Below are 24,610 nucleotides of genomic sequence, written 5' to 3'. Positions count from 1 at the left end.
GAAAAAATAGCACTTACTAATGACCATATCTTATCTTTGAAATCTTAAAACGCTCTTTCTTTTTTGGCTCTTCTTAGAGGGGATACCATCACCGGTACGAGGGGGTATCATCACCGGAATTTACACAGTATTTAAGGATTGTTTGAAAAGGCCGGTATTCTCTGTTTTTTTTAATTTGCCCAACACAGTAATAGCAGCTGCTTTTACCAGATTATTTTTGTCGTTAACAACAAGCTCCTTTAATACAGGAATTGATTGAGTTATCTCTTTTTCGTTAAATAAACCCAATGCGTTTATTGCTTTAATCCGTATGCTATAAAATTTATCGTTTAGGGCTGATTGAATGATGTCGTGAGATCTCTTTTCATGCTGGTTTTTAATTGCCGCTTCCAAAGCCTCATACCGATCAAGGTATAAAGGGGCATGAAAATATTGAAAGGTATATTCATCCATTGTTTTGGCGTCTGTTTTCTTTAAAACAAGTGTTTTGTCGGCATCTACATTAATCAGGTCTGGTTTTACCGGCAATTTAAGAGTCAGTGAATCCAGCTTTTCCTTTATCTGGATATTATAACGTTCTTTTTTACCGCCTGTATATATATCAATAGCCACAGGAAGAACAAAAGGTCTCCCAGGCTGTTCCTGCTGCAGGTATATCGTCTCAGTGTGGATTGAGTCATCCCATTTGTATGAAATGTGTAAGTCCGGATGACCAGCTCCAAAAAACCACTGGTTGAAAAACCAGTTCAGGTCCTTTCCGCTCACTTCTTCAAAAGCTAATCTTAACTGGTGCACCTCAACCGGTTTATATGCGTTTTCAGTAAGGTAACGTTGCAACCCTTTATTAAAAGCAGCCTCTCCCAAATTGTTCCTTAGCATATATAAAATGGCGCCCCCTTTTTGATAGGTCACTCCATCAAAAACCTCCTGTCTGTCAGCATAATTAAAACGAACCAGGTCTTTGCCCCAGCTATCCGGATTGTTAAGATATCCTTCAATACCTTCAAAATTATGCGCATCTGCGGCGTCCTTTCCATACTTGTATTCAAGCCAGAGCAATTCACCCAGCACAGCCAGCGATTCATTTAAGGTCAGGTTGCTCCAGCTTTCTGCGGTTACATAATCCCCAAACCATTGATGGAATAATTCATGCGCAATACCGGTGCTGTAATAACGATCTGCCAGCTCTTTTTTATTGCCCTGCATACTTTCCCCGAATATCACAGCGGTGGTATTCTCCATCGCGCCGCTTACATAGTCACGTACAACAATTTGGGAATATTTGTTCCACGGATAATCAACCCCAAGTGTCCTGGAGAAAAACGCTATAGCATCAGGCGTTTCCCCAAAAATGTCTTTGGCAAAAGGAGCGTACTGCGGCTCCAGATAGTAACTCACTTCCTTACCACGCCAGCTGTCTTTATATATTTTAAAATCACCAACTGCCATCATAAATAGATAGGGGGGATGGGGTAATTCCATTTTCCAGGTATCCGTTCTTGTGCCATCAGTATTCATTGTTTGGGTAGCCAACCGGCCATTTGATAGCGTAATGTATTTAGAGGGCACTGTGATTGAAATCTCTTGCGTAGTTTTCTGATTGGGTTTATCTATTGTCGGGAACCATACTGATGAATTTTCAGTTTCACCTTCTGTCCATATCTGTATGGGTTTGTCTTTGTTTATGCCATCGGGATTTATAAAATATAAGCCCTTTTCATTCTTTTTTCCATTCTTTAATTCATCCGGCTTGGCTGTATAGTCAATAAATACGGTATATGTCTCCGTATTCTTATATACTTTATCAAGTTTGATTTCAATGTTGCTATTGTTGCAGGCAAAAGACAAAGGCAACAATTTACCGTTTTTTAAAAGCGCAACTTTGTGGATATCCATACCCCGGGCATCAAGCCGTAAAGAATCAGTAGCATAAAAATGAGGCTTGACAGTAACCCATTCTTTACCGTACAAATACTTCTTCCCATAATCAAACTTTACATCCAGTTTTGTATGTACAAGATCATTAACTTTTTCGGGAGTTTCCTGGTAATTTTTAACGGTTTGCTTTGCTGATTGCGCCGATGTTTTTGTATATAAAACTGCGGAAGTGAAAATGTGGAGGCATAAGATAACTTTCAAAATTAGATTTTGCATAGTGAAGGATTAAACAAGTATGTTCTGATAGGACGGAAGTCTAAGATGCTATTTACTTGATTCGTTTTATAAAAAACAGGTATCCTAATAAACTCAACCCCACGCTGAAACACATGAAAGCAATGGAGTGAAACCCCAAAGGCTGCGTATAATGAAGAATGGCAGCTCCGCAACCAATGCCAAACAATATAAAAACCCATTTAATGATCTGCTCTTTGGTGTCGCTGCCTGTTGGTCTTAATATTTGTTCCACCATTTGTTCAGAAACTCCTTTTTCAATCATTTTAGATTTAAGCCGGTTATCCTGGATTTGGCTGATGATCTTTACAATGAATGTTAACCCGATATATAATGCCAGGATACTTGCCAATCCATTTAAAAAAGATTGATCAATCAAAGGTTCCCCGGCATGATTCTGAGCCATAGTTATAACTGGCAGCGCTGTTATGAGGGTTAAAAATGATATCTTTTTCATGATGTTTTTCGTATTATCTAATATATTAGAAAGGCTGAACTATAAAAAGTTGCAAAATATTTATACAATATCCAACGCATCTGTTTTACGTTGATATTTTTTATAATTTTCTATTAACTGAAGTAATAAAATCGTAAAGATGGTTGCTGCGGCGGAATAAACAACTGTATAGGAGAGATTTCTGAATAGCTGTAAAAAGACGTACCTGAAAGAGTAGAGTACCACGCCTGTAAAAACAAGAGCGACCAAAACAAGTGAATAGACGAATAGGTCATCCGGCAGGAAGCTCTTTTTCTTCTGTTTTATCCTGGACATAACCATGGATGAAAGGTCAAACTCGTTTACCGGTGCTGACAATTCACTAAAGGCTGTAAACATTAGCTGATAGCTTGCAACTCTTGCATTGCAATATTCACAAGTTTCAAGATGCTCAACAGTAGAGATTTCGCAACCCGGTCTATCAATAGCATACTGCTGAATTTCTTTTTCCGTCAAATGTTCAACTATCATAGTGAATCTTTTTTATACCTGAGTAATAAATTATCTCTTAGTGTTTTTCTGGCTCTGAATAGATAGCTTTTTACAGTTCCAATGGGTAATGCTGTTATCTGTGAAATCTCTTCATAGCTGATCTCCTCATAGTGATAAAGTATAATCAGGGTTTTATGTATTGGTGCAAGATTATTTATTTCATCTTCCAGGATTTTTGCCAGTTCTTTTTGGAATAGCAGTTTTTCAGTTTCTCCATAAAACAAATTAAACTTATCCAGTGCTTTATTCAATGTTTCATCTTCATTATCATTTTCAGTATGCCAGGTATTTAAAAGCACCAGTTTTTTCTTCGTGGCATAATTCAGGCAGGCGTTATATGCAATTTGTGCTATCCAGGTAGACAGTCTTGCCTGAAATCTGAAACTACTCAGTTTCTGAAATACATTGAGATAAATATCCTGCATGAGATCTTTCCTGTCGTCTGCATGCTGCACCATTTTGAAAACGATCTGAGTGACCAGTCTTTCGGTATTTTTAATAATTGTCTCAAATGCCTCCATGTTGCCATGTAGCACCTTGTAAACCAGTGACTGGTCTTCTTTGTTATTTTCCTTATGCTGGGTCACTTATGGAGTTAGACAGGTCAGGCATTAAAATGTTGCAAAAACACAAGTTATTCTTATTTGCTATGTTCGGAGATAGGGGAGCGGCAATTTTCTAAAGATTTCTCCCTGGATTTGACCTGATCCTGGAATACTATCAATTAAAATGATATGTGCGGAAAATGAAAAAAGCCAACAGATAGAATGTCTGCTGGCTTTTCAGCAATACTTTGGTATATGAAAGTATCTTAAAGTCGGGACGACTGGACACTTATCGAACCTTTTGATAGAAGATTTGGTCAAAATTGACAGCTTTTATACGAATTATGGACATTAGACCAGAATAGCTTTTCTCTTGACATAGACGGGTGCTATAGATTTTCGTCATTGGCCCGCCTTTTTTTATAATCCTCAATGAACTGGTCCAAAGTCATTTTATGAGGAGGAAAATGTTCATCAAGCATTTTAATGGATAACACCCGTTCAAGCCGGAAAAGCCGAAAATCCTTACGTAGCCGACAATAGGCAATTAATGTCCAGCTTTCATGCAGGTTATTATATAAAGCAAAAGGCTCAATCTGCCTTTGGGTCTTTTCGTTCTTGTACCCAGACAGGTAAGTTATCTCTAAGAGCCTGTAATCAATCAATGCGTTTTGAAATAACGTTAGTGTATTGGTTCTGTATTCGTGTTCTATTTTGGGTTTTACGGCAATACGTTCCGATAAAAGTTGTGTTTTCTCCTTTTTTGAATACTGCAGGACAGCTTTTACCTTGCTTATTGCATCTGTAAAATACCTGATTAACGACGTGTCTGTATTTTTCAACACAAATTGCTCGGCAGTAATAAGTGCGTTTGCTTCCTCTACCGTGAACATAACAGGAGGAATTTTATATCCCTCCATAATGGAGTAGCCTTTTCCTTCTTCTGTATGAATTGGTACCCCAGCCTGTTCAAGACTCCTTATATCCCTATAAATTGTGCGTACACTTACATCGAATTTTTCAGCAAGAAAGGTTGCTGTCACGAGCGTCTTCGATTGGAGATAAGTGAATATCTTAATTATGCGGGAGATTCTATTGATATCGTTATCAATCATACATGCTGAAATTTAGGATGATTGGCTTTTTTCCCCATTATTCCCGGTCAAGGAGCTAACCCGTTATATATTAAAAAAATACAAAAAAAACAGGAAAAAGCCGAATTTTTTTTCGACTTTTTCTACTCTCAAACCCCGATCATAAAAACTCAAACAACATTTTTTTTGCTTATTGATGCTTCGGTTGTTTAGAAGCATATTCAATATAAGGAACGCTGTCGTAAATCGTAGTATTTGATGTAATCTTACCATTTTCAATGGTAAGATATTCGGCCACATAAGAGTTTTTTACCGGTAAGGTATCTGCGATATACACGATAGTTGCTTTCCCATCCCATCCCAGAATTGATACTGGTGTTAATTTCTCGATCATATGAGCGAAGCCTTCTGTAAAACGACTGAACGCTTCTATGCCATTAAGCTGCCCCAGGGGACTGTGTGTTGTGATGTTCTCGTGACAAAGAGCTACTACAGCTTCTACGTTCTTTGATGCAACTGCGTCAAAATATTTTTGCGCAATTTCAAGTGCTTCTGATGAATTGTTCATGTTTATTTGATTTTAAAAATGAATCGATTGATGTTATCTTTTTGCGAATGCTTCAATGGTCGTTTGAGGTTTGCCAAGTTCTTCCCAGGTCTTGGTGGCTTCAAATTTTTCGTTGTCGTTGTTAATGGTTTCTATAAGAGGAACGGCAAATTTTAAGGGCTTTATGAAAAGTGAAAGAAATTTTGCCATTCCCATAGGTAAGTTTGCCATTTTCAGCAGCTCTTTATGGTTCGCTATATAGATTTTAATGGCATCAACTGTCGTCAAACCTTTTGGGCCCTGGATACTGTACTCCTTATTGATGGCCGTTTCTAAAGAAAATGCCTTGGCTACCTGCTTTGCGAAATCTTCAGAAGCTATCCACCAGCTTAATTTGGGAGTTGGCTTTCCAATGGTATTTATTGCCTTTCCATTCCGCATGGAATTTTCAAGGTTTTCCATAAAACTCGCTGCATAAAAGATGGTATAGCGCAGCCCGCTATTTTTAATTTTTGAAAGTGCAGCCTGCTTCATCTTCATTACCCACCATTCACCTCTATAATCCCTGGCCAAGAAAGAAGAGAGAAACCCAACTTGTTTTGCTGACGTACTTTTCAATACTTCCAGTATGTTATCTAATCCTTCTCTTTCAGCATTAAAGCCATTCTCTTTGTCTATGAATGTGGCGTTAAGGTTAATATATACACCATCGGCGGATTGCGTAGCGGCGAGGATATCAGCTTTTATCTGCAGGTCACCTTTAATACAACGTATTCCGGCAGGAAGGATCTGTCGTGCCTTATCCGGGTTTCTAACCATTGCCGTGACTTCAAAGCCTGCTTCCAAAAGGGCTTTTGTAACTGGAACTCCTATGAGTCCTGTGGCGCCGATTACCGTAATTTTCTTTTGCATTCTTGTCAATTAAGTGAATGAACGATTTCAATTCTTAATACAAAATTGCAGAGGGGTGGTGACAAAGGCGTGTCAGGGGTACTGCGCTTATTCCTGTTAAAAAAACGTTAATGAAAAAGGCTGAAACTTCTTGAGCGAAAGTAGTTGAACTGCAAATAGGAGCTGGCAAGATTACTGCAATGGCATAATAGCACTTATACGTAAACAAAAAAAGAGTAAATGATCAGATTTGATCGAATTTACTCTTTTTTGTACATTTTGTCGGGACGACTGGACAACTATCGAACTTTCTAATCGAAGATTTGACCAGAATCGAGGCTTTTTGCGTACATGAGGGCTTTCACCCAAAAAATCACCTTTCGGCGGAATAAAAGCCTGTACGGAACTATAAAGTACCTCTCAAAAACTCCAAAAGAAAAATTTATTGCAGGTCGTTCAGAATGATAACGGTAAATGATGCTGGCGATAACACGATCTTGAAATTAGTCGGGTCCACGTTTTTCTTAATTTCCATCTTCATAACCGTATTTTCATTTATAGCTGAGTTAACGCCGTGCAAACTTTTCCCGGTATAAGAAATTTGCTTTACGGTTATCCTCTGTTGGTTTGCAACGCCATCCTGCCAGTGGTACATTTTTGTAAAAGTTCCCCCGGGATACCGTAATATAGGCGTGTGCAATTCCTTAACCTTTTCCAGTACATCTATTCTAAAACCATTTGAGTCTGATAATTTAGAATGTTCATCATAAATGCCCCCGGTGATAGCCCTCCCTAAATGCTCAATGAATTGACCATATTGAAGCGGACTAATCTCGTCTCCTTTTTGTGTTGCGTCAATGGTTATTTCTGATTTGAAAGGCGTTTGCGAAAATGCGCTGATTGAAACAAGAAATGATAAAAAGAATAAGAAACACTTCATAAAAGGAACATTTAAATCAACTAATAGCCAAAATGAACAAGACCGACCAATTTAAGTATGCGATAAAGTTAATTTTTTATTCTTATTCTCCTCCGTCCCCATTGATCCCGAACTTTTGATGGCCAATGGTCTTATCTGAGAAGTAATTTTAACAATTCCGTTAATTCTTGCATAATGGTTCGGGCTTCCCATACCTGGGGTCAATGGAAAACTGCAGAACTCGCGCTAGTCACGAGCTTTGCAATTTGGTCTATTTTTAGTCGGTCAAAAGTGTGGATTCGAAGTTCCTGCTTACCGGATTTCATTTGGATTAACTTATCTGCAACTACCAGGGTATTTCTCCTGTTTCAGGATTATTTTCCTCACTAAAAAATTTCCCTGTTGGGCCATCAGCATCAATCAGTGCATATTTTACGATCCGTTTTCCGGCATCTTTAACCGTTCCCGGCCCCTGATGTCGGTTGAAATCTGTTTTTGTATATCCCGGGCAAACAGCATTTATTTTGAAGGGAGTGTTTTTAAACTCGTACGCTAAAACCACAGTGTACATATTCAAGGCTGATTTGGAAGAAAGATATACAGCGCCTTTGTAGTCGTAGTATTTATATGTTGGGTCACTGTGGAGGGTAATTGAGCCCTGACTTGAACTTACATTTACAATACGAGGTGCTGACGACTGTTTCAATAAATCAATAAATGCCTGTGTAACGCGCACAGCGCCGTAGACATTTGCGTCATAAGCTGCCTTAAACTGGTCAATCGTTGAATCAAGTGCCGTTTGTGGGTAACCACCAAAGATACCCGCATTATTAATAAGTATGTCCAACACGTTTGTTTTTTTACCTATTTCTTTACGGGCTTTAATTACTGATTCGTCGTCCGTAATGTCAAGCTGAATAACTTCTACATTGTTTAATCCCTTTGCTTTTAATTTATCAACGGCTTCAACGCCGTTTTCCAAATTACGACTGCCGAGGTAAACATACATTCCTTCCTGAGCAAGTTGCTGTACAACTTCAAAGCCGATGCTTTTGTTGGCTCCTGTTACTAATGCAAATTTCATGTTGTGTTAATTTATAAAGCAAAAGTAGAGGGGCCAAAAATAGCGGGAATGGACAAATCTGTTTATTCTCCCGACAAATCTTGCCTGGGTAAAAATTCACTGGCACTTTTTCCTGTACTTTTTTTGAAGAGCCTTGAAAAATAATCAGGGTCATTAAAGCCTAATTCATAGGCCAATTCTTTGACAGAAATATTGGAATAGCGCAATTTTCTCTGAGCTTCCGTTATCAGGCGGTTAATAAAATAGTCTTTGGGCGATGTGCCGGCGTATTCTTTTACAATACGGTATAAACTGTTGGTAGATAAAGCTAGTTTTTCTGCAATTGCATTGATAGAAGGTTGCTCTGTAAGAGAAGTTTCCACAACTAATTTGAACTCAATAAACTTTGAAAGGTTTGCATTTAAGATATTAGCGGATTCTTTGTTTTTGAAATAGGCGCTGTTTAATTCTGATAGCAATGAGTTCAAATAAGCTAATATTATTTCAGTGTCGGTCTCATATTTATCTAAATATAGCACCTGGTTTAAAATTCCAAAAACCTTTATTACTCTTTCTTTTGCAGCACTGTCAAGCGCTATGGTTGGTGCGTTTAAAGGGTTGACTAAAAAAGGAAATTGTTGTGGCAATAAGGCCAATGTATTTTCATCAAACAGCAATTTGAAATATTTAAGATTGTCTGTTTTAGCGGGTGGCGTAAAAATTTGATTGGGCATTGCAAAAAGCAAGTGCCCGTCAGTAAGCGTATAGTCCTGTAATTCTAAATTGTATGTAATCGAGCCGCTTTCAATTAATACAATGAAATAAGAAGATAATCTGCGGGGTTGCAGCATTTTTTTTTGAGGATCAACTGATAGATAAGGATTGTCATTTGATCGAATCTTTATCCCCAGCTCATCATGCTGTAAGCCTTCATATTTCCCTTTTTGTTCCTGCATATTATTTGCCCCAGATTTTGTAAGGTGTTGCTATACAATGACTGTTAACCTATGATTAGGTTGATATAAAATTCGGACTTTTTTACATATAATAATCTTTTTTTTATTCCCTGATAGCCGATGTAATTGAAACCTTGTGGAGGCTGGTGCTGCAAGGGTTTGATGTTTGTTCCGCAACTGGGTACATGTTTTCTTTGGCTGGACGGACTTGATTTATTACAAAAAAATGATAGATTCGCAAATGTTAATAATCGATGTATTTTCCCGGATTTTTGTATACCATTTACCTGTATCAGGGAATGAACATTTCTGCCTTCTCGTCAAAAGATTTTGAACTGCTTCCTCAAAATATAATTCTTAAAGCAGTGTTAATTGAATGAATTTCTATATTCAAGCGGAGATGTTTTGGTATAGTTCTTAAACAATCTCTGAAACGATTGTGGGTAATCGAACCCTAAGGAATAAGCTATTTCACTAACCGACAGATCGGTTGTTGAAAGCATTTCTTTTGCAAGTTCAATGATTTTGTTTTGAATATGTTGTTGGGTACTCTGCCCGGTAAGGGCTCGCAACATATCGGTGAGATAATTGGGCGATACATTCAGTTGTGAAGCTAAATATGGAACAGTTGGCAGCCCTTTTTCAGTTAGTTTTTCCCCATTGAAATAGCTGTTAAGATGATCTTCGAATTTGATCAACAGGTCATTGCTCGCCATCTTGCGGGTGATAAACTGGCGGTGATAAAACCGGTCGCAATACGTCAATAACACATCGATTTGCGAAACGATCAAATCCTGGGTAAACGAATCAATTGGGGTGGCAATTTCACTTCGTATACTGTTCATTATATCCATGACCTGCTGCTCTTCCCTTTCTGAGAGATGCAAGGCCTCATGGGCAGCATAAGAAAAATAACCAAAAGACCTGATCTTTGCCGCCAAAGGATAATGTTGAAAAAAATCAGGATGTACGATCAGCATTAAACCTTCTGCCTTTGTAAACCCTGCTTCTATATGCACTACCTGCTGTGGTGCTACAAATGACATTATTCCTTCGTTAAAATCATAGTATTGTTGACCATAGCGAAAGCCGTCACAATTTTTCTTTAGGGCAACACTATAAAAATTATCAGTTAAAGATTGTTCAATTTCTTTCTCCTCAATATTGGCATCAGCAAGGTCTATAACGCTTACGAGGGGATTCGAAGGCTTTTTCAATTTCAACAGTTGATGTACTGAAGAAATTGACAGAATTGTGGGCGGGTGTGATTTTCTTTTCATCAGCTAAAAAATGATGGAGCGGCCTAAGTAATTAAGCCACTCCAAATTTACTCAAATAAAAATTAATCGATATACTGCATCCATGTTTCATCGTAACGGGCGCCTGTTGGGGTTCCCAGTGGAATGATACTTTCTAACCGGTTCAGATCTTCGGCTGTTAATTCAATTTTAGTAGCAGCAATATTGCTTTCGATGTACTTTACCCGTTTCGTACCGGGAATAGGCACTGCACCTTTGGCAATAACCCAGGCAATGGCCAATTGAGGAATGGTAATAGCTTTTTCAGCGGCCATTGTTTCTATTTCCTTAAGCAATTCAACATTTTTGGCGAATTGCTCTCCTGAGAATTTCGGAATAAAACGCCTTGCATCATTTTCAGGAAAATCACCGGCAGTTCTGAACTGGCCCGACAAAAACCCTTTTCCCAATGGCGAATACGCTACCAACCCAATTCCAAGCTCTTTCAGGGTATCATAAATTCCTTCTTCTTCTATACTTCTTTCAAACAACGAAAATTCTGTTTGTACGGCGGTGATGGGATGTATACGCTGTGCCTTGCGAATAGTAGCAGAAGATACTTCCGAAAGTCCGATGTACTTTACTTTTCCTTCTTTCACTAACGCTGCCATAGCATCCACAGTTTCTTCCACAGGAGTGGTTTTGTCTAAACGGTGCAGGTAATACAAGTCGATGTAATCAGTATTCAGGTTTTTCAACGATCTTTCTACTGCCTTTCGTACATAATCCTTTTTGCCATTGACGCTGCCCGTAAAAACGCCTTCTTCATTGACTTCCATCCCGAATTTGGTGGCTAAAATGTACCGGCTGCGATTGTTGCCAACAGCTTTGGCTATTAATTGTTCATTGATAAACGGACCGTACACATCTGCAGTATCCAAAAAATTACCGCCTAATTCAAACGAACGTTGAATGGTGGCAATGGCTTCCTTTTCATCGGCTCTGCCGTAAACTTCCATTCCAAAGCTTGGGGTCATTCCAATACAGCCCAAGCCTATTGCAGGTACTATAAGTCCTTCGCTACCTAATTGTATTTGTTTTAATTTGTCCATAACCTATTTGTTTGTGAATTAAAGGACAAATATCTTAGCTGTAGTAATGGCAGAACTAACCAAATCACTTGAATCTGAAACAAAATCCCGGTAAACGATTTCAGGCTGGTTGATTTTCTTCCCGGCAAATCAGGCAGGTCGGTATGTGGCTCAACGGTTCCCCGGAAACGGAGCAGACAGAAGTTCACATCTATTTTAGCATTCGGAAACTCAGCCCGGCAAATTCCAGGACATGGTATAACGTATCTTCATAGAACTTTACGTTAAAACCTCCAAAGCCCGAGTTTACCCCACTGGTCAATGCGTAATCGGGACTGATCGCGTCTAACGGGATTTCATTGGTACTTCCCATTGTTTTGAGTCTTAGCATGAGCACACCGTCCTTGGATAAGTACAGTTCAGCGCTTTTGAACTTACTGTCCCCGATCAACATTTGATAGCCGAAATGCTCATAGAGCCCGGTTCTTTTCGCCCATATGCCTATATCTGTTGATGTGAGGCAATAGCCCAGATTGTAGTCCCTTTTATTTCTTTGCCGGATAAGAAAATGGCTGCCACTAATGTTCTTGAAAAATAAGCATTGATCACTAAGCCGAATAGTATCAGCGCCTTTGACTTCGTAAGGAATGAATCCACCATCCGTGAGAGGTTTGAGCAGCAAATTTGTACTGCCATTGGTCAATGTCAGGTGATGGTCTTTCACTTTCACCACGTTATATGAATTTGATTCGGCGTAAATACCAGCATGCTTTTCCAGCAAGCTGTCCGGAGGGCTGACCTGGTTTTGCCCAGGATGCACCGAGCCGGAGATCGGTGGTGGAAACAGGTCCGGAATGCTTAACCCAAACCGGGGCAACTGATTAAAACAAAATTCCTCGGCCGCGCCTCCGCCTTCGGCGGTATTGGTCATAACGATGACAGCAGCATTTCTTTTCGGAATCAGCAGCAGCTTTGCATGCGTGAAGCCCGCGCTGCCGGCATGGTATACAGCAAACGTCGAATCGTTGCGGAACATAAACCAGCCCAACCCTTTCTTATTGGTTTCCAAAGGCACCTGGGCATTTTGCAAAGAGAACATCTCGATAGCCGATGCTTGCCTAAGTAGCGCGGTAGACTCGCCACGGTAAGCCTGTAACATACCCATTGCATATCGGGCCAGGTCATTTATATCTGTATAAATCCCCCCGGATGCAATGTCGCGTAATTCATATTCTTCCGCCTGCCGGCCATATGCATAGATCTTAGTTCTATTTTCTAACCTGTCCATAGCAAATCCGGAATGGCTCATTCCCAGGACCCGGAAGATGTTACGATGTACATAGTCTGCATAATCCTGGCTGGTTACCTCTTTGATCAAATGCCCCAGGATATTATACCCTGCATTTGAATAAAGCCCTACCATTCCGGCCGGATAAAGAAGATATGTACCATTGATGAAGCCCAGCACATCCGTGTACCGGCCAGAACCCAGGTCTGAATTTTTCCATACATCAGACTGTATGCCGGAAGTGTGTGTAAGAACCGATTTTACAGTTACAGCGTCTAAGTGGATCGCTGTGCGTGTCAGCGGATGGAATTGGGGAAGATATCTTTTTAGTGGGTGTTGAATATCCACCATGCCACGGTCCTGCAACTGCATGACGCTAAGCGCAGTAAAAGTTTTAGTCACCGAACCGATGTTAATGACCGTGCTCACGGTCATAGGAATTTTCCGCTCTCTGTCGGCAAAGCCAAATCCATTCTTCCAAACAACCCGGCCATCCATGATAATCGCGGCGCTTAGTCCAACAATTTTATCGGTTTTCAACTTATTGGAAAAATACTTTTCGGATTCAGCAATCAAACCGGCATAAGAACTATCACCAGGCCGCTCCTGGCTTTTCTTCTGTCCATATATCAAAGATGGGATTGTTAACCAGATAATGGTTAAAAACAAAAGAAGGTCATTACGTGACGGGTTCATTTTACTTAGGTTATCCGGTTAAAAGTAATGAGAATTTTGCACCCGGAGTACGTTTTCTTTTGTACCATAAATTTCGATTCTATTTTTTACTTCCTTGGGAAAGTAGGTTACGCATATATTAAACGTTAATAATTGGTAGGAGTTGGCCTACCCACCTTTGGCACATTTTCCCTACGTGCAAATCAATGCTTGCGGAACCGTTATAAAGCGGATATCTTCACCTGGATATAAAAGTCATACAGCGTGAACAAGATGTACTGAAAAAGAATATAGAACCTGTTATTGACGTATTGCCCTCGGCCGATATGCTGAAGCAGGAAACACTGTTAGGCGCTATCTTCTCCGTTTAACGGATCGAATGATTTTATTTCAATGTGTCGATGTATTCATCCAGGCCATCCTCTTTGCCTAACCCCAATTTTAATTTTATACGGTAACGCGCCATTAAAATACTTTTTGGCGCAACACCTAACCGCTGTGCAATTTCTTTGTTGGTTAAACCGATGGAGATATAGGAACAATGTTTTAGATCTAGCCTCGACAAGGTATTGGAAGACTTTTCCTTTAACTGCTCAAAAAACTCGGGCCGGATATTATCAAAATCGGCTTTGTAAGAGGCCTGCTGATCATCTATTCGTTTATCCTGATCGATGATCTGGTTGATCTGTTTTATCACGATCTCGCCGCTCTTATCCTCCCCGATCTTTTTTTGAAGGGCCTGCAGCAGCTCGTTCTTTTGTTCCACCTGTAAACTGCCGGCCAGTAATTCTTTTTGCAACCGCTCCTGCCGTTCCTGCAATAGGTGTTGCTCTGCCAGTAAACGCATGGCTTCTTCTTCCTTCAACCGGGCATGCAGCGATGCCGCTGCTTTTTCATTCTCCAACAATTTTTGTTGATGCAGCGTGGCTTTTAACCGTACCTGAAAAAATCGAATGATGAACAATAGTGCAATAATAGCGGCCAAGGCCAGAGATATATACAGGTAATTGAGTTTCTGGTTTAACGCAGCTGTGTGACGAAGTGTTTTTAACGCCGCATCCTTCTTCTCCGATTCATATTGGGCCTCTAACCGGTTGGTAATGGTCAGCTTTTCCGCGTCGTATAATTTCTGGTGCAACTCATGATATTCCTTGTAGTATTTTAGCGCGGCTACAGGATCGCCTTTTTTTTCGGCCAGCGTTGAAAGCGCTTCTATTAATTGGGCCCTGTTCCGGAAGTTGTTAGGTTCGAATGAATGCAGCACCGACACCCCGTTCAATAACAACTCTTCCGCTTTTTTATAATTGCCCTTTGCTACTTCAAATTCGCTCATAAAGCCATAACAGAGTGAAATAACAGTGAGTTGACGGCTTTTCAGCGCTGCCGCCTGGGCAATTTGCAGATAGGTTGATGCAGTGTCCTTGTATTTCGCGGGAAAATATGAGATATAAAGGTTCGCCGTGTTTAATGCAATAATCGCCAGGTTGCTGTGAAAAATGATATGGTCGCCATGTTTGGAAAAAAGTTGAATACCATGGATATTGTAAATCAGCGCAGAATCCAGTAGTGCCCTGTTTGCAGGCTGTTTCTCGTAAGCGTAATGATAGTAGGTAGCCATGGCCTGGTAAGCTGAAGCAAGTTCATCCAGATCGCCGCTTTGAATAGCAGCCTGTAAACCCAGCTGCGCATATTTTTTCTCGTTCACCAGATCATTCCACTCGGCATAGGAGCCGGCTATATTATAATAGATCCTGGATTCATAGGTAAAGGCGCCTGTTCCTTCCAGGTATTTCAACGCCTGCAGAAGGGTTGCTATCGCTTCATGGGATTTCCCTTCCAGACCTTCTACCCATCCTTTTCTAAACCATGCAAAACCTTTAACAGGCCTGTCCGATGTTTTATCGGCGTACCATAAAGCGCTGTCCAAAGCCTTATGCACCTGCAGCACGTCGCTATTTATATGATGTAAGTGCACCAGGGTGGTATACACAAACGCTTTATACTTCGTATCGGGTAATTGACTGCTTAAAGGCAAAGCGGCTTCTGCTATGCGGATGGCATTTTTGGTATCAGAAACCGATTTGGATTTTGCCAGTAGTGCCATGGTGGTAACCCGGTCTTCCCGCGAAAGGTTCTTTTGAGTTAATCTGGCGCTTAGCGAGTCGGTAATGAACTGCGCCCGGATATCTGCAAAGGGTATACATATTAAAACAACAAAACATATCAAACCGAGATTCTGCTTCATATAGTAAATAGATCTACTGCAAATGTACGCCTGTAGAGTATTGGTAGTTCTATTTTTCCGGTATGTAGATCATTTGTAGTAGCCCTGTGCCCGATTTTTGTGTTTGCCGGGTATGCACATCAACAGTTCCTGCTATTAACAAGCAGGAACTGATTTTAAGGTTGTATTTAATTTATTCATTTTATCTCTATAGATTCTTCATTAAAAGCTCGCCCAACACCGTTGACCGTTCAGTAATATCATCTATATTACCGAAGGGCATATGATCAATGGTTAAAACGCCGCTTTTGAATGAATATGCACTGGGAGGGTAAGTATGTCCGCCTTCATTTTTAATAACTACTTTTTTCAGGGCATCCTTTAGCGCTTCTTTGCCCATATCGTCGGCAGCAATTTCTTTTAGGGCATTGATCAACGGAGTAAAATAAACCTTGGTAAAACCTTCTTCATACAGATCTGCCCGATCTTCAACAGCAAGGGTATCCCAGTTTACGTCAAATTCAATAGGGTAACCGGCCAGGGTATTGATCTCGTTGGTTAACTTTTTGTAACTGTCGTCCTGAAATGCTTTTACGGCTCTTTTTTCTTGTAATCCCATCGTTCAAATTTTTGTGATTATATAAAATAAATAGGTTATTGGCAGGTCGCAAAGGTAAATTGTGCGCCATGTGATTCAGAATATAGAGCTACTACAAATGATCTACAGTTAATTTTCCTGATACTACAAATAAACTACCCCGTCATAAATTTGGCAATACTTGTAGAAAAACTTCGTTAAATCGGCATTATTAACTGTCGATTCAACATTTTTTAAACAAAAATCCTGATGGTCTTATGCATTATAAAAAGAACCTGATACCTCTTTTGTGTTTAATTGTAATAGTCTTAATAAATGCGTGTAAAAAAAGTAGTAGTGGCGGCGGCGATATAGGCACTCTTTCAGTAAGCAGAGCGGCCATTGATCTTGATACCACCGCCGGATTCACCGATACCCTTACTATTCATTCTACTTTGCCCTGGAAGGCTACCCTTTCAACGGGCGCTAGTTGGTGCAAACTAAGCATGGCCAACGGCGATGCAGGCGATGCGGTTCTAACCATTACCATTCTTTCAAATAATGGCACTGCAACCGCCCAAACAGGTATCATTACATTCACGGCAACCAATGGCCAGGCATCTCCGGTAACAGTGAGCCTGACGCAAAAAGCATTTCCCATAAGCAGTCTGTTGCTGGGCGGCACTAAATGGGAATTCGCTTATGATGTGAAAAAAGCATCCGATGGAGGAATGATAATAGTCGGTTCTGCGCAAAGTGCAGACGGTGATTTAACCAACAACCAGGGAGCTGAGGATATAATGGTGGCAAAGCTGGATGCTTCAGGTAGCAAACAATGGGTAAAAACTCTTGGCGGCTCGGCTTCTGATTATGCAAATGCTGTTACACCCACCACGGATGGCGGTTATATGGTAGCGGGCGTTACTTCAAGTTCAAATGGCGATATGCCCTCTAACATGGGAGGTGGCGATATCGTGGTTGTTAAACTGGATAACGCGGGAAATAAATTGTGGGTAAAAACTTTCGGCGGATCTAAATCTGATGAAGCGACCAGCATCATAGCTACCTCAGATGGCGGTTATGTGTTGGGCGGACGTACAGCCAGCACAGATGGTGATGCAACCGGCAATCATGGCAACAGTGATATAATAATTATAAAACTTGATGCTTCGGGCAATAAGCAATGGGCTAAAGTGCTGGGTGGAACTACAAATGACTTATGCGGCCATTTGATAGCAACTGCCGATGGCGGATATGCACTTTGCGGATATTCAACCAGCGCAAACGGCGATATTAGCAGTAATAAAGGTAGTTTTGATTACCTGTTGATGAAACTGGATGCTTCCGGCAACAAAGTATGGGATAAAACATTCGGTGGGTCAGGTTCCGATTATTGCCGTGATTTAAGAGTTACTACCGATGGCGGGTATATCCTCACGGGATATACCGAAAGCACAGATGGGGATGTAAGCAACAGCCATGGCAGCACAGATATTTGGGTTGTAAAAACTGATGCAGCAGGGAACAAGCAGTGGACCAAAACCATTGGCGGATCGCAACAGGATTATTCATATTGCCTTACCGCTACCCCCGATGGCGGGTGCATTATTGGGGGCTTTAGTAGCAGTGCCGATGGCGACCTCACTAGTAACCGGGGCCTTGTTGATTTGTTAGCTATAAAAATAAATGCCGCTGGCAATAGCCAAATGATCAGAACATATGGCGGGTCGAAAGACGAGGAGCCTATGGCCATTATTCCATTTGCCAGTGGGAGATATGTATTCGCCGGTTATTCTGCCAGCTCAGATGGAAATGGAGGTAGTAATCATGGCGGTTACGATGCCTGGGTACTAAATCTGCCGTTCTAGATCACTTGCTAAAAAATAAAGCCTTCCCGACAACTGGGGAAGGCTTTATTTTTTCGTGGAGAATATCGGAGTCGAACCGACGACCTTCCCGACTGATGTCGGGACGCTCTAGCCAACTGAGCTAATTCTAGTTGAATGGTTATTCGTCCAGTCTCAATTTTATAAACACACTGTTAGATGTAGTGTTGTCAGGAAACGGCATCGCCTTTAATTCGTTCTTTGTTATCCGTTTCAAGCAATATTTCATAATTAAATCCAATTGAGTCTAACATGTCGATAATGAATTTCTCTGACTTGTTTTTTTCATATCCCGGAAAATCAAGATGGAACAAGATGAGTGCAAGCCACGTACAGTCCTTATGGTTTTCAGAAAAATATTTATTGTCCAGATCCTGATTAGGAAATAATTCAAACCAGGTTCCTGTTTCTTTATTCAGATTCCAATGAAACTGTCTAATTCTATGGGGTAGCCGAGCTTCAAGCATACTCCCTTTCTGTACAGTGGAAGGAGTTCGATTAAATTTCGCCAGGTAGTCCTTAATTGCTTTTAATAACGCTTTTTCGTCTTTAAAGTCACATTTTATTCCAAATAATACCTGATGTTTCATATCTAATTATATTACACGTAATTATTAAATTTACATCACGCTATTGAAAAAACTTAATGAAGTAGAAGCGTTAAAAATAAAAAGTGGACTTAAATGGATTCGAACCTGCTCTAAGGTATTCAAAATAAGAGCGATGAAACTTTCACGAAGAATGAATTCGATATTTATCATATTAAAAGACCCTTCAAATCCAATCATTTGAAGGGTCCGTTTTTAAAGTCGGGACGACTAGATTCGAACTAGCGACCCCTTGCACCCCATGCAAGTGCGCTACCGGGCTGCGCTACGTCCCGAACCGGTAACCATCGGTTTTAACGACGGGATGCGAAATTAACAATTAATTTTATTTTTAAAAATTTTATTCGAAAAAAATTATCGCTCCAGCTTAAACCCGGGTTCCAGTGCCGGCCTTTGCTCCCTGTTCGCCACTTCAATTCCCGTTAAATACATCCACTGGGCAAATTTTGTGATCTTTTCAATACTCAGCGTCTGCGACTCATCCGCCGGAGTATGATACAAAGCATGCGGCAGGGAACTGTAAAACAACGCAGGGATATTTTTCTTCGCGTAAGGGTAGTGGTCACTACGGAAATACCAGCCCTCCGGGTGACTAGCCTTATCCCACCCCGTATCCAGTTTAAATTTAGGTCCTTTGGCATTAGCTTCCAGCGCTATATTAACCAGGTCTGAAGAAGAACGGTGCGGAGGAATAACGCCTAATAACGCCGCACTATCCGGCGCATTAGCGCCTATCATATCTGCATTGAGAACAGCTACAATCGATTCCCGGGGAACAGTCGGATTATCCGCATACCAGGTAGAACCAAACAGGCCCCTTTCTTCAGAACCATGCCAGATAAAGAGCGCCGACCTGCGGGGCGGTTGCTGTACAAATGCTTTGCCTATAGCAAGGAGAGCCACGCTTACACTGGCATTATCATCCGCTCCGTTGAAGATAGAATCCTTACCTGGTTCTAAATTACGTATCCCGTCATGGTCCTGGTGACCGCTAAACAGCACATATTCATTACTCAGCTTCGCATCGCGACCCTTCACCTTCGCCACTACATTGACAGAAGGATAGGTGAAAGACTCGCTGAAAATACGGGCCTGTAATGTTTGTCCCGGCAGACGGACCAGGTCCAGCGTCTCCTTGGGAAGCCAGAGTATAGGAACGCCATTCAGCAGCTGCCGGTGAAACAGGCTGCCTGTTATCTGGTAAGACCCGCGGTTATTGTATTGCGTAGCCCGTGGGTAAGCCTTCTGAGCCAGATCGTCAGATACGAAGATGATAGCCTTGGCTCCCAGGGTCGCCAGCTTCCTGGCCCAGGTACTAACTACTATAGCGCCATAACGGGTATAGATATGCACCCGTGGATCATTGATCCCCTTATCTGAAAACTGCAAAGCCACTACCTTGCCACGGATGCGCTCAGCTGTAGCCGTAGCAGGATCATCCAGGAAAACAATAGGATCATTAACATCCGCAAACACAGGCTCATATACGACCACATCCTTCCACAAGGTGAACATACGATTACCAATGGCAATAGTGCTTTTATCGCTGACCCGCTCGCGTATCAACGGGAAGAACTGAAAGTAGGTGCCGTCATCTCCCGCAGGCTCCAATCCCGCTTTCCGCGCCTGCTCCGCCAGCCATACTGACGCTTTCAGCTCGTCCAGTGTACCGGCCTCACGACCGCGGAAATGATCATCTGCAAGGATGTAAAGGTCTCTCTTGATATCCTCCTGCCTGATGGCATTGATAGCTGCCCTCTGCGCCAGTACAGGGAAAAGAGGAACTGTCAGCAGCAGGGACGTAACGATTGTTTTTAGTGTGCTCGGCATGGTTAGTCTACTTTGTTTGTAGACAAATGTACATGATTCTTCAAAAAAACTTCAAACTGCGCAAAAAGACTTCATACATTGTACACAGTTTTGCATTTTATATTTGATTGATATGTTATTGACGATTACGACAACCCACACACCGGCTACAGATCTTGGATATTTATTGCATAAACATCCCGCGCGACTCCAATCCTTCGAAATAAAGAGCGGTAAAGCACATGTCTTCTATCCACAGGTGAGTGAAGAGATCTGCACCTGTGCCATACTGCTGGATATAGACCCGGTAGAACTGGTACGGGGGAACGGAAACCCCTCGCAGTTTGCACTTGAACAATATGTGAACGACCGGCCCTATGTGGCATCCTCTTTTATGAGCAGTGCCATCGCCAAAGGTTTCAGCTCTGCGCTGAACGGCAAATGCAAAGACAAACCAGACTTAGTGAACGTGGCAATTCCCCTGGAAATAAAACTGGCGGTACTACCCGTTGGCGGCGGAGAAGATATGCTGCAAAGGATCTTTGGGCCATTAGGATATGGCATCACAGCAGAAAGACACCTGTTGGACCCCCGCTTCCCTGAATGGGGAGAAAGCCGCTATTTTACTGTCACGCTGAAGAACACGATCACATTACAGTCTCTGTTATCGCATCTTTACGTATTGATTCCCGTACTGGATAACGATAAACACTATTGGGTGAACGATGAAGAAGTACAGAAACTGTTGGATAAAGGAAAAGGCTGGCTGGAAGAACACCCGGAGAAAGAGATGATCGTCCGTCGTTACCTGCGCAACCAGCGCTCACTCGCTAACGAAGCATTGAACATGCTGTTGCAGGAGGAACCGGTTGCCACAGAAGATAATCCGCAGAAAATAAGATTGCATGATAAACGGCTGGAATCCGTAGCGGCAGAGATTGAAGCGTCCGGCGTCAAAACGGTTATAGACCTGGGTTGCGGAGAAGGTAAGCTGCTGAAACTGTTGATGAAACAACCACAGCTTACAAAGATCATAGGAATGGACGTTTCTCCCCGCAGCCTGGAAATAGCAGGCAGGAGGCTGAAAATAGACAGGCTTACTGAATACCAGCTGGAAAAACTGAGCCTCATTCAGGGAGCGTTGACCTACCGGGACCGGCGACTGGAAGGATTTGACCTGGCGGCTCTCGTAGAAGTGATTGAGCACCTGGATGCAGACCGGCTGACTGCACTGGAAAAGAACGTCTTCTACTTTGCCCGCCCGGGAACTGTAATAGTGACAACACCCAACAAGGAATGGAACATCACATTCACAACAGAAACAGATAAAATGAGGCACTCAGATCACCGTTTTGAATGGACCCGTGCCGAATTAAAAAACTGGTGTGAACAGGTAGGAGAGGCCTACCAATATTCTTATGCTATTAAGCCATTGGGAGATGAGGTAGAGGGAGCAGGCGCTCCCACACAGATGGCCATTTTTAAAAAATTATAACCTATGAAGATTAAAATACCCGAATTATCACTTGTAGTCATGATAGGCGCATCCGGTTCCGGTAAAAGCACATTTGCAGGAAAGTGGTTCCGGTCAACAGAGATTGTAAGCAGTGATACCTGCCGGGCCATCATAAGCAATGACGAGAACAGCCTGGACGCCTCTGACGATGCCTTTGACCTGTTACATTACATCGTAAAAAAACGGTTAAAAAGAGGGCTACTGACGATAGTCGACGCAACCAATGTCAGGCCGGAAGACAGGGCCAGGCTGGTACAACTGGCAAGGGAATGTCACGTAATACCCGTTGCTATTGTAATGAATATGCCTGAACAGGTTTGCGTAAACAGGAATAAAGACAGGACAGACAGGAGTATCCCTTCTCATGCAATAGTTAATCACGTAAGACAACTGAAACGTGGATTGGGTAAACTGCGGATGCAGGGCTTCAGAAAAGTATTTGAGCTGCGCAGCCCCGAAGATGCAGATGCCGTAGAAGCTATCGTAAGAGAACCATTGTGGAACAACCGTAAAGATGAACATGGTCCGTTTGATATTATCGGAGATGTACACGGCTGCTACGAAGAACTGTGCGCCTTGCTCACCGTACTGGGACATACTGTCGATGCTGCTGCTCATAAAGTCAGCGTTACCAACGGCAGAAAGCTGGTGTTTCTCGGAGACCTGAACGACAGAGGGCCCGCAACCCCTGCTGTATACAAACTGGTAATGAGTGCCGTGAAAGAAGGAACCGCATTATGCGTACCAGGTAACCATGACATGAAACTGCTCAAATACCTGAACGGGAAAGATGTACAGCTTGTACACGGACTGGAAGTGACCGTCGCACAGTTAGAACAGGAAGAAGATGCATTTAAGGAAGAACTGAAAACCTTCCTGGATGGGCTTATCAGCCACTATGTACTGGACGGCGGAAAATTGGTTGTAGCACATGCCGGTCTGAAAGAAGAAATGCAGGGACGTGGCTCATCAACCGTAAGAGATTTCTGCCTGTACGGAGAAACAACCGGAGAGACAGACGAGTTTGGCCTGCCCGTCAGGTACAACTGGGCCATTAAGTATAAAGGTGATGCCATGGTGGTATATGGACATACTCCCGTACCTGAACCACAGTGGTTCAACAACACGATAGATATTGATACAGGCTGCGTATTCGGAGGAAAGTTAACGGCTTTGCGCTATCCTGAAAAAGAGCTGCTGAGTGTACCGGCAAACAAAACGTATTGCCAGCCATCCAGGCCATTCCTGCCCGATACCGTAAATCTGCAGCAGGAATATGATGAGCTGCCTGACATTGAAGAGCTGCTCGGTAAACAGCAGATCAGGACCAGGTTGATCAACAATATTACAGTAAGAGAAGGAAATACCGCCGCAGCATTAGAGCTGATGAGTCGGTTCAGCCTGCATCCCAAATGGTTGATATATCTGCCGCCTACCATGTCACCATCTGAAACCAGCCAGCTGCCGCAATACCTGGAACACCCGGCGGAAGCTTTCGGTCATTACAGGCATAATGAGGTACAGAAAGTGATCTGTGAAGAGAAACATATGGGATCAAGAGCAATAGTGATTGTTTGTAAAGACAGTACTGTAGTGAAGGAGCGTTTTGGCATAACAGAAGATAGTATAGGTACCTGTTATACACGTACAGGACGGGCTTTCTTTAACGACAAAACCCAGGAACAGGCATTCCTCGGAATGATCCGTGATGTGCTGAGTACATGTGGCTTCTGGGAAGAGTTTGATACAGACTGGGTTTGTTTTGACAGTGAGCTGATGCCCTGGAACGCCAAAGCGCAGACATTGCTGAGGCAGCAGTATGCAGCTACAGGCGCAGCAAGTACAAATGCCATGAGGGAAGCCCTGGCAGCGCTTACTGTGACAAACGCCACGGAAGAAGTCAGCACCCTGCTGAAGAACTATAAAGAGAGGGAAGAGATGTGCCGTCAGTTCACAGATGCTTATAGGCAATACTGCTGGGAAGTAAAAGGACTGGAAGATTATAAACTGGCGCCATTCCACATACTGGCAACAGAAGGCAAAACCTATTTTGACAAAGACCACCGCTGGCATATGGAACAGATCGCCAACTATTGCGGCGGAGAAGGAAATCCTATGATAACCACCGCTTTCAGAGTAGTAGATCTTGAAGATGAGAATAGTGTGAATGAGGCTACAGCCTGGTGGGAAGAACTGACCGGTAGAGGAGGAGAAGGAATGGTAGTGAAGCCGCTTTCTTTTATTGAGAAGGGAAAGAGAGGACTGATACAGCCTGCCATTAAGATCAGGGGAAGGGAATACCTGCGCATTATTTATGGCCCGGAATATACCCTTCCTGCAAACCTGGAACGCCTGAAAAAGAGAGGTCTAAGCGCTAAGCGCTCCCTGGCGCTGAAAGAATTTGCCCTGGGAATAGAAGCGCTGGAAAGGTTTGTGGCAAAAGATCCCTTAAGGAAAGTACATCAATGCGTTTTCGGATTGCTGGCATTGGAAAGCGAACCGGTAGATCCACGATTATAAGTG

General features: G+C 42.2%; 20 protein-coding genes and 2 tRNA genes. 3 read left to right on the top strand and 19 right to left on the bottom strand.

Features of this window, described 5'->3' with window-relative positions:
* Positions 1-120: 120 nt before the first annotated feature.
* The 15 genes from GO493_RS28570 to GO493_RS28500 all read right to left on the bottom strand — a co-directional run bounded on the left by GO493_RS28570 (position 121) and on the right by GO493_RS28500 (position 16,310).
* Positions 121-2,154 carry a M1 family metallopeptidase gene (locus tag GO493_RS28570; RefSeq protein ID WP_157309663.1) on the bottom strand — a complete coding sequence of 678 codons (2,034 nt, stop codon included), beginning with the start codon at positions 2,152-2,154 and terminating at the stop codon, positions 121-123.
* 52 nt (positions 2,155-2,206) lie between these two features.
* Complete coding sequence (locus GO493_RS28565; RefSeq protein WP_157309662.1) at positions 2,207-2,629, bottom strand: hypothetical protein; 423 nt, start codon at positions 2,627-2,629, stop codon at positions 2,207-2,209.
* 60 nt (positions 2,630-2,689) lie between these two features.
* Positions 2,690-3,139 (bottom strand): anti-sigma factor, encoded by a 450-nt coding sequence (locus GO493_RS28560; protein WP_157309661.1) that lies wholly within the window; start codon positions 3,137-3,139, stop codon positions 2,690-2,692.
* On the bottom strand, positions 3,136-3,747 hold the full coding sequence (locus GO493_RS28555) for an RNA polymerase sigma factor (protein ID WP_198315855.1): 612 nt from the start codon (positions 3,745-3,747) through the stop codon (positions 3,136-3,138). The genes GO493_RS28560 and GO493_RS28555 overlap by 4 nt, the downstream gene beginning before the upstream one ends.
* Positions 3,748-4,094: 347 nt before the next feature.
* The gene (locus tag GO493_RS28550; RefSeq protein WP_157309660.1) at positions 4,095-4,820 is read right to left on the bottom strand and encodes a helix-turn-helix transcriptional regulator; all 726 of its coding nucleotides are present in this window, start codon (positions 4,818-4,820) and stop codon (positions 4,095-4,097) included.
* Positions 4,821-4,989: 169 nt separating this feature from the next.
* Positions 4,990-5,367, bottom strand: coding sequence for a nuclear transport factor 2 family protein (locus tag GO493_RS28545; RefSeq protein WP_157309659.1), 378 nt, complete (start codon positions 5,365-5,367; stop codon positions 4,990-4,992).
* Between the two features lie 33 nt (positions 5,368-5,400).
* Positions 5,401-6,258 carry an SDR family oxidoreductase gene (locus GO493_RS28540; protein WP_157309658.1) on the bottom strand — a complete coding sequence of 286 codons (858 nt, stop codon included), beginning with the start codon at positions 6,256-6,258 and terminating at the stop codon, positions 5,401-5,403.
* A 421-nt stretch (positions 6,259-6,679) separates the two neighbouring features.
* Positions 6,680-7,177, bottom strand: coding sequence for a hypothetical protein (locus GO493_RS28535; protein ID WP_157309657.1), 498 nt, complete (start codon positions 7,175-7,177; stop codon positions 6,680-6,682).
* A gap of 325 nt (positions 7,178-7,502) precedes the next feature.
* Positions 7,503-8,240, bottom strand: a complete 738-nt coding sequence (locus GO493_RS28530) for an SDR family oxidoreductase (RefSeq protein ID WP_157309656.1) — start codon at positions 8,238-8,240, stop codon at positions 7,503-7,505.
* A 62-nt stretch (positions 8,241-8,302) separates the two neighbouring features.
* Positions 8,303-9,175 carry a helix-turn-helix domain-containing protein gene (locus GO493_RS28525; RefSeq protein ID WP_157309655.1) on the bottom strand — a complete coding sequence of 291 codons (873 nt, stop codon included), beginning with the start codon at positions 9,173-9,175 and terminating at the stop codon, positions 8,303-8,305.
* Positions 9,176-9,543: 368 nt separating this feature from the next.
* Positions 9,544-10,455, bottom strand: coding sequence for a helix-turn-helix domain-containing protein (locus tag GO493_RS28520; RefSeq protein WP_157309654.1), 912 nt, complete (start codon positions 10,453-10,455; stop codon positions 9,544-9,546).
* Between the two features lie 62 nt (positions 10,456-10,517).
* Positions 10,518-11,525 carry an aldo/keto reductase gene (locus tag GO493_RS28515; protein ID WP_157309653.1) on the bottom strand — a complete coding sequence of 336 codons (1,008 nt, stop codon included), beginning with the start codon at positions 11,523-11,525 and terminating at the stop codon, positions 10,518-10,520.
* Between the two features lie 190 nt (positions 11,526-11,715).
* The gene (locus GO493_RS28510) at positions 11,716-13,488 is read right to left on the bottom strand and encodes a serine hydrolase domain-containing protein (protein ID WP_157309652.1); all 1,773 of its coding nucleotides are present in this window, start codon (positions 13,486-13,488) and stop codon (positions 11,716-11,718) included.
* 364 nt (positions 13,489-13,852) lie between these two features.
* A complete protein-coding gene (locus tag GO493_RS28505) occupies positions 13,853-15,712 on the bottom strand; it encodes a helix-turn-helix transcriptional regulator (RefSeq protein WP_157309651.1) in 1,860 nt (619 codons plus the stop codon).
* A gap of 187 nt (positions 15,713-15,899) precedes the next feature.
* Positions 15,900-16,310: a hypothetical protein gene (locus tag GO493_RS28500; RefSeq protein ID WP_157309650.1), complete on the bottom strand. Its 411-nt coding sequence runs from the start codon at positions 16,308-16,310 to the stop codon at positions 15,900-15,902.
* Between the two features lie 236 nt (positions 16,311-16,546).
* Here GO493_RS28500 and GO493_RS28495 point away from each other — a divergent pair, with 236 nt between their 5' ends.
* Positions 16,547-18,136, top strand: a complete 1,590-nt coding sequence (locus GO493_RS28495; RefSeq protein ID WP_157309649.1) for a BACON domain-containing protein — start codon at positions 16,547-16,549, stop codon at positions 18,134-18,136.
* Between the two features lie 56 nt (positions 18,137-18,192).
* Here the strand turns inward: GO493_RS28495 and GO493_RS28490 are convergent.
* The 4 genes from GO493_RS28490 to GO493_RS28475 all read right to left on the bottom strand — a co-directional run bounded on the left by GO493_RS28490 (position 18,193) and on the right by GO493_RS28475 (position 20,592).
* Positions 18,193-18,265, bottom strand: a tRNA-Asp gene (locus GO493_RS28490).
* A gap of 59 nt (positions 18,266-18,324) precedes the next feature.
* Positions 18,325-18,744 (bottom strand): hypothetical protein, encoded by a 420-nt coding sequence (locus GO493_RS28485; RefSeq protein ID WP_157309648.1) that lies wholly within the window; start codon positions 18,742-18,744, stop codon positions 18,325-18,327.
* Between the two features lie 219 nt (positions 18,745-18,963).
* Positions 18,964-19,037 (bottom strand) — tRNA-Pro (locus GO493_RS28480).
* Between the two features lie 79 nt (positions 19,038-19,116).
* Entirely contained in the window at positions 19,117-20,592 is a 1,476-nt protein-coding gene (locus GO493_RS28475) for a M28 family metallopeptidase (protein WP_157309647.1), read from the bottom strand.
* Positions 20,593-20,704: 112 nt separating this feature from the next.
* Here GO493_RS28475 and GO493_RS28470 point away from each other — a divergent pair, with 112 nt between their 5' ends.
* Both GO493_RS28470 and GO493_RS28465 read left to right on the top strand, forming a co-directional pair.
* Positions 20,705-22,066: a 3' terminal RNA ribose 2'-O-methyltransferase Hen1 gene (locus tag GO493_RS28470; RefSeq protein ID WP_157309646.1), complete on the top strand. Its 1,362-nt coding sequence runs from the start codon at positions 20,705-20,707 to the stop codon at positions 22,064-22,066.
* A 3-nt stretch (positions 22,067-22,069) separates the two neighbouring features.
* Positions 22,070-24,607 carry a polynucleotide kinase-phosphatase gene (locus tag GO493_RS28465; protein ID WP_157309645.1) on the top strand — a complete coding sequence of 846 codons (2,538 nt, stop codon included), beginning with the start codon at positions 22,070-22,072 and terminating at the stop codon, positions 24,605-24,607.
* The last annotated feature ends 3 nt before the right edge of the window (positions 24,608-24,610 follow it).

This window comes from Chitinophaga tropicalis, assembly GCF_009758205.1.
Lineage (GTDB): Bacteria > Bacteroidota > Bacteroidia > Chitinophagales > Chitinophagaceae > Chitinophaga > Chitinophaga tropicalis.
The sequence above is the reverse complement of the archived record's forward strand: the minus strand, read 5'-3'. Positions and strand labels throughout refer to the sequence as shown.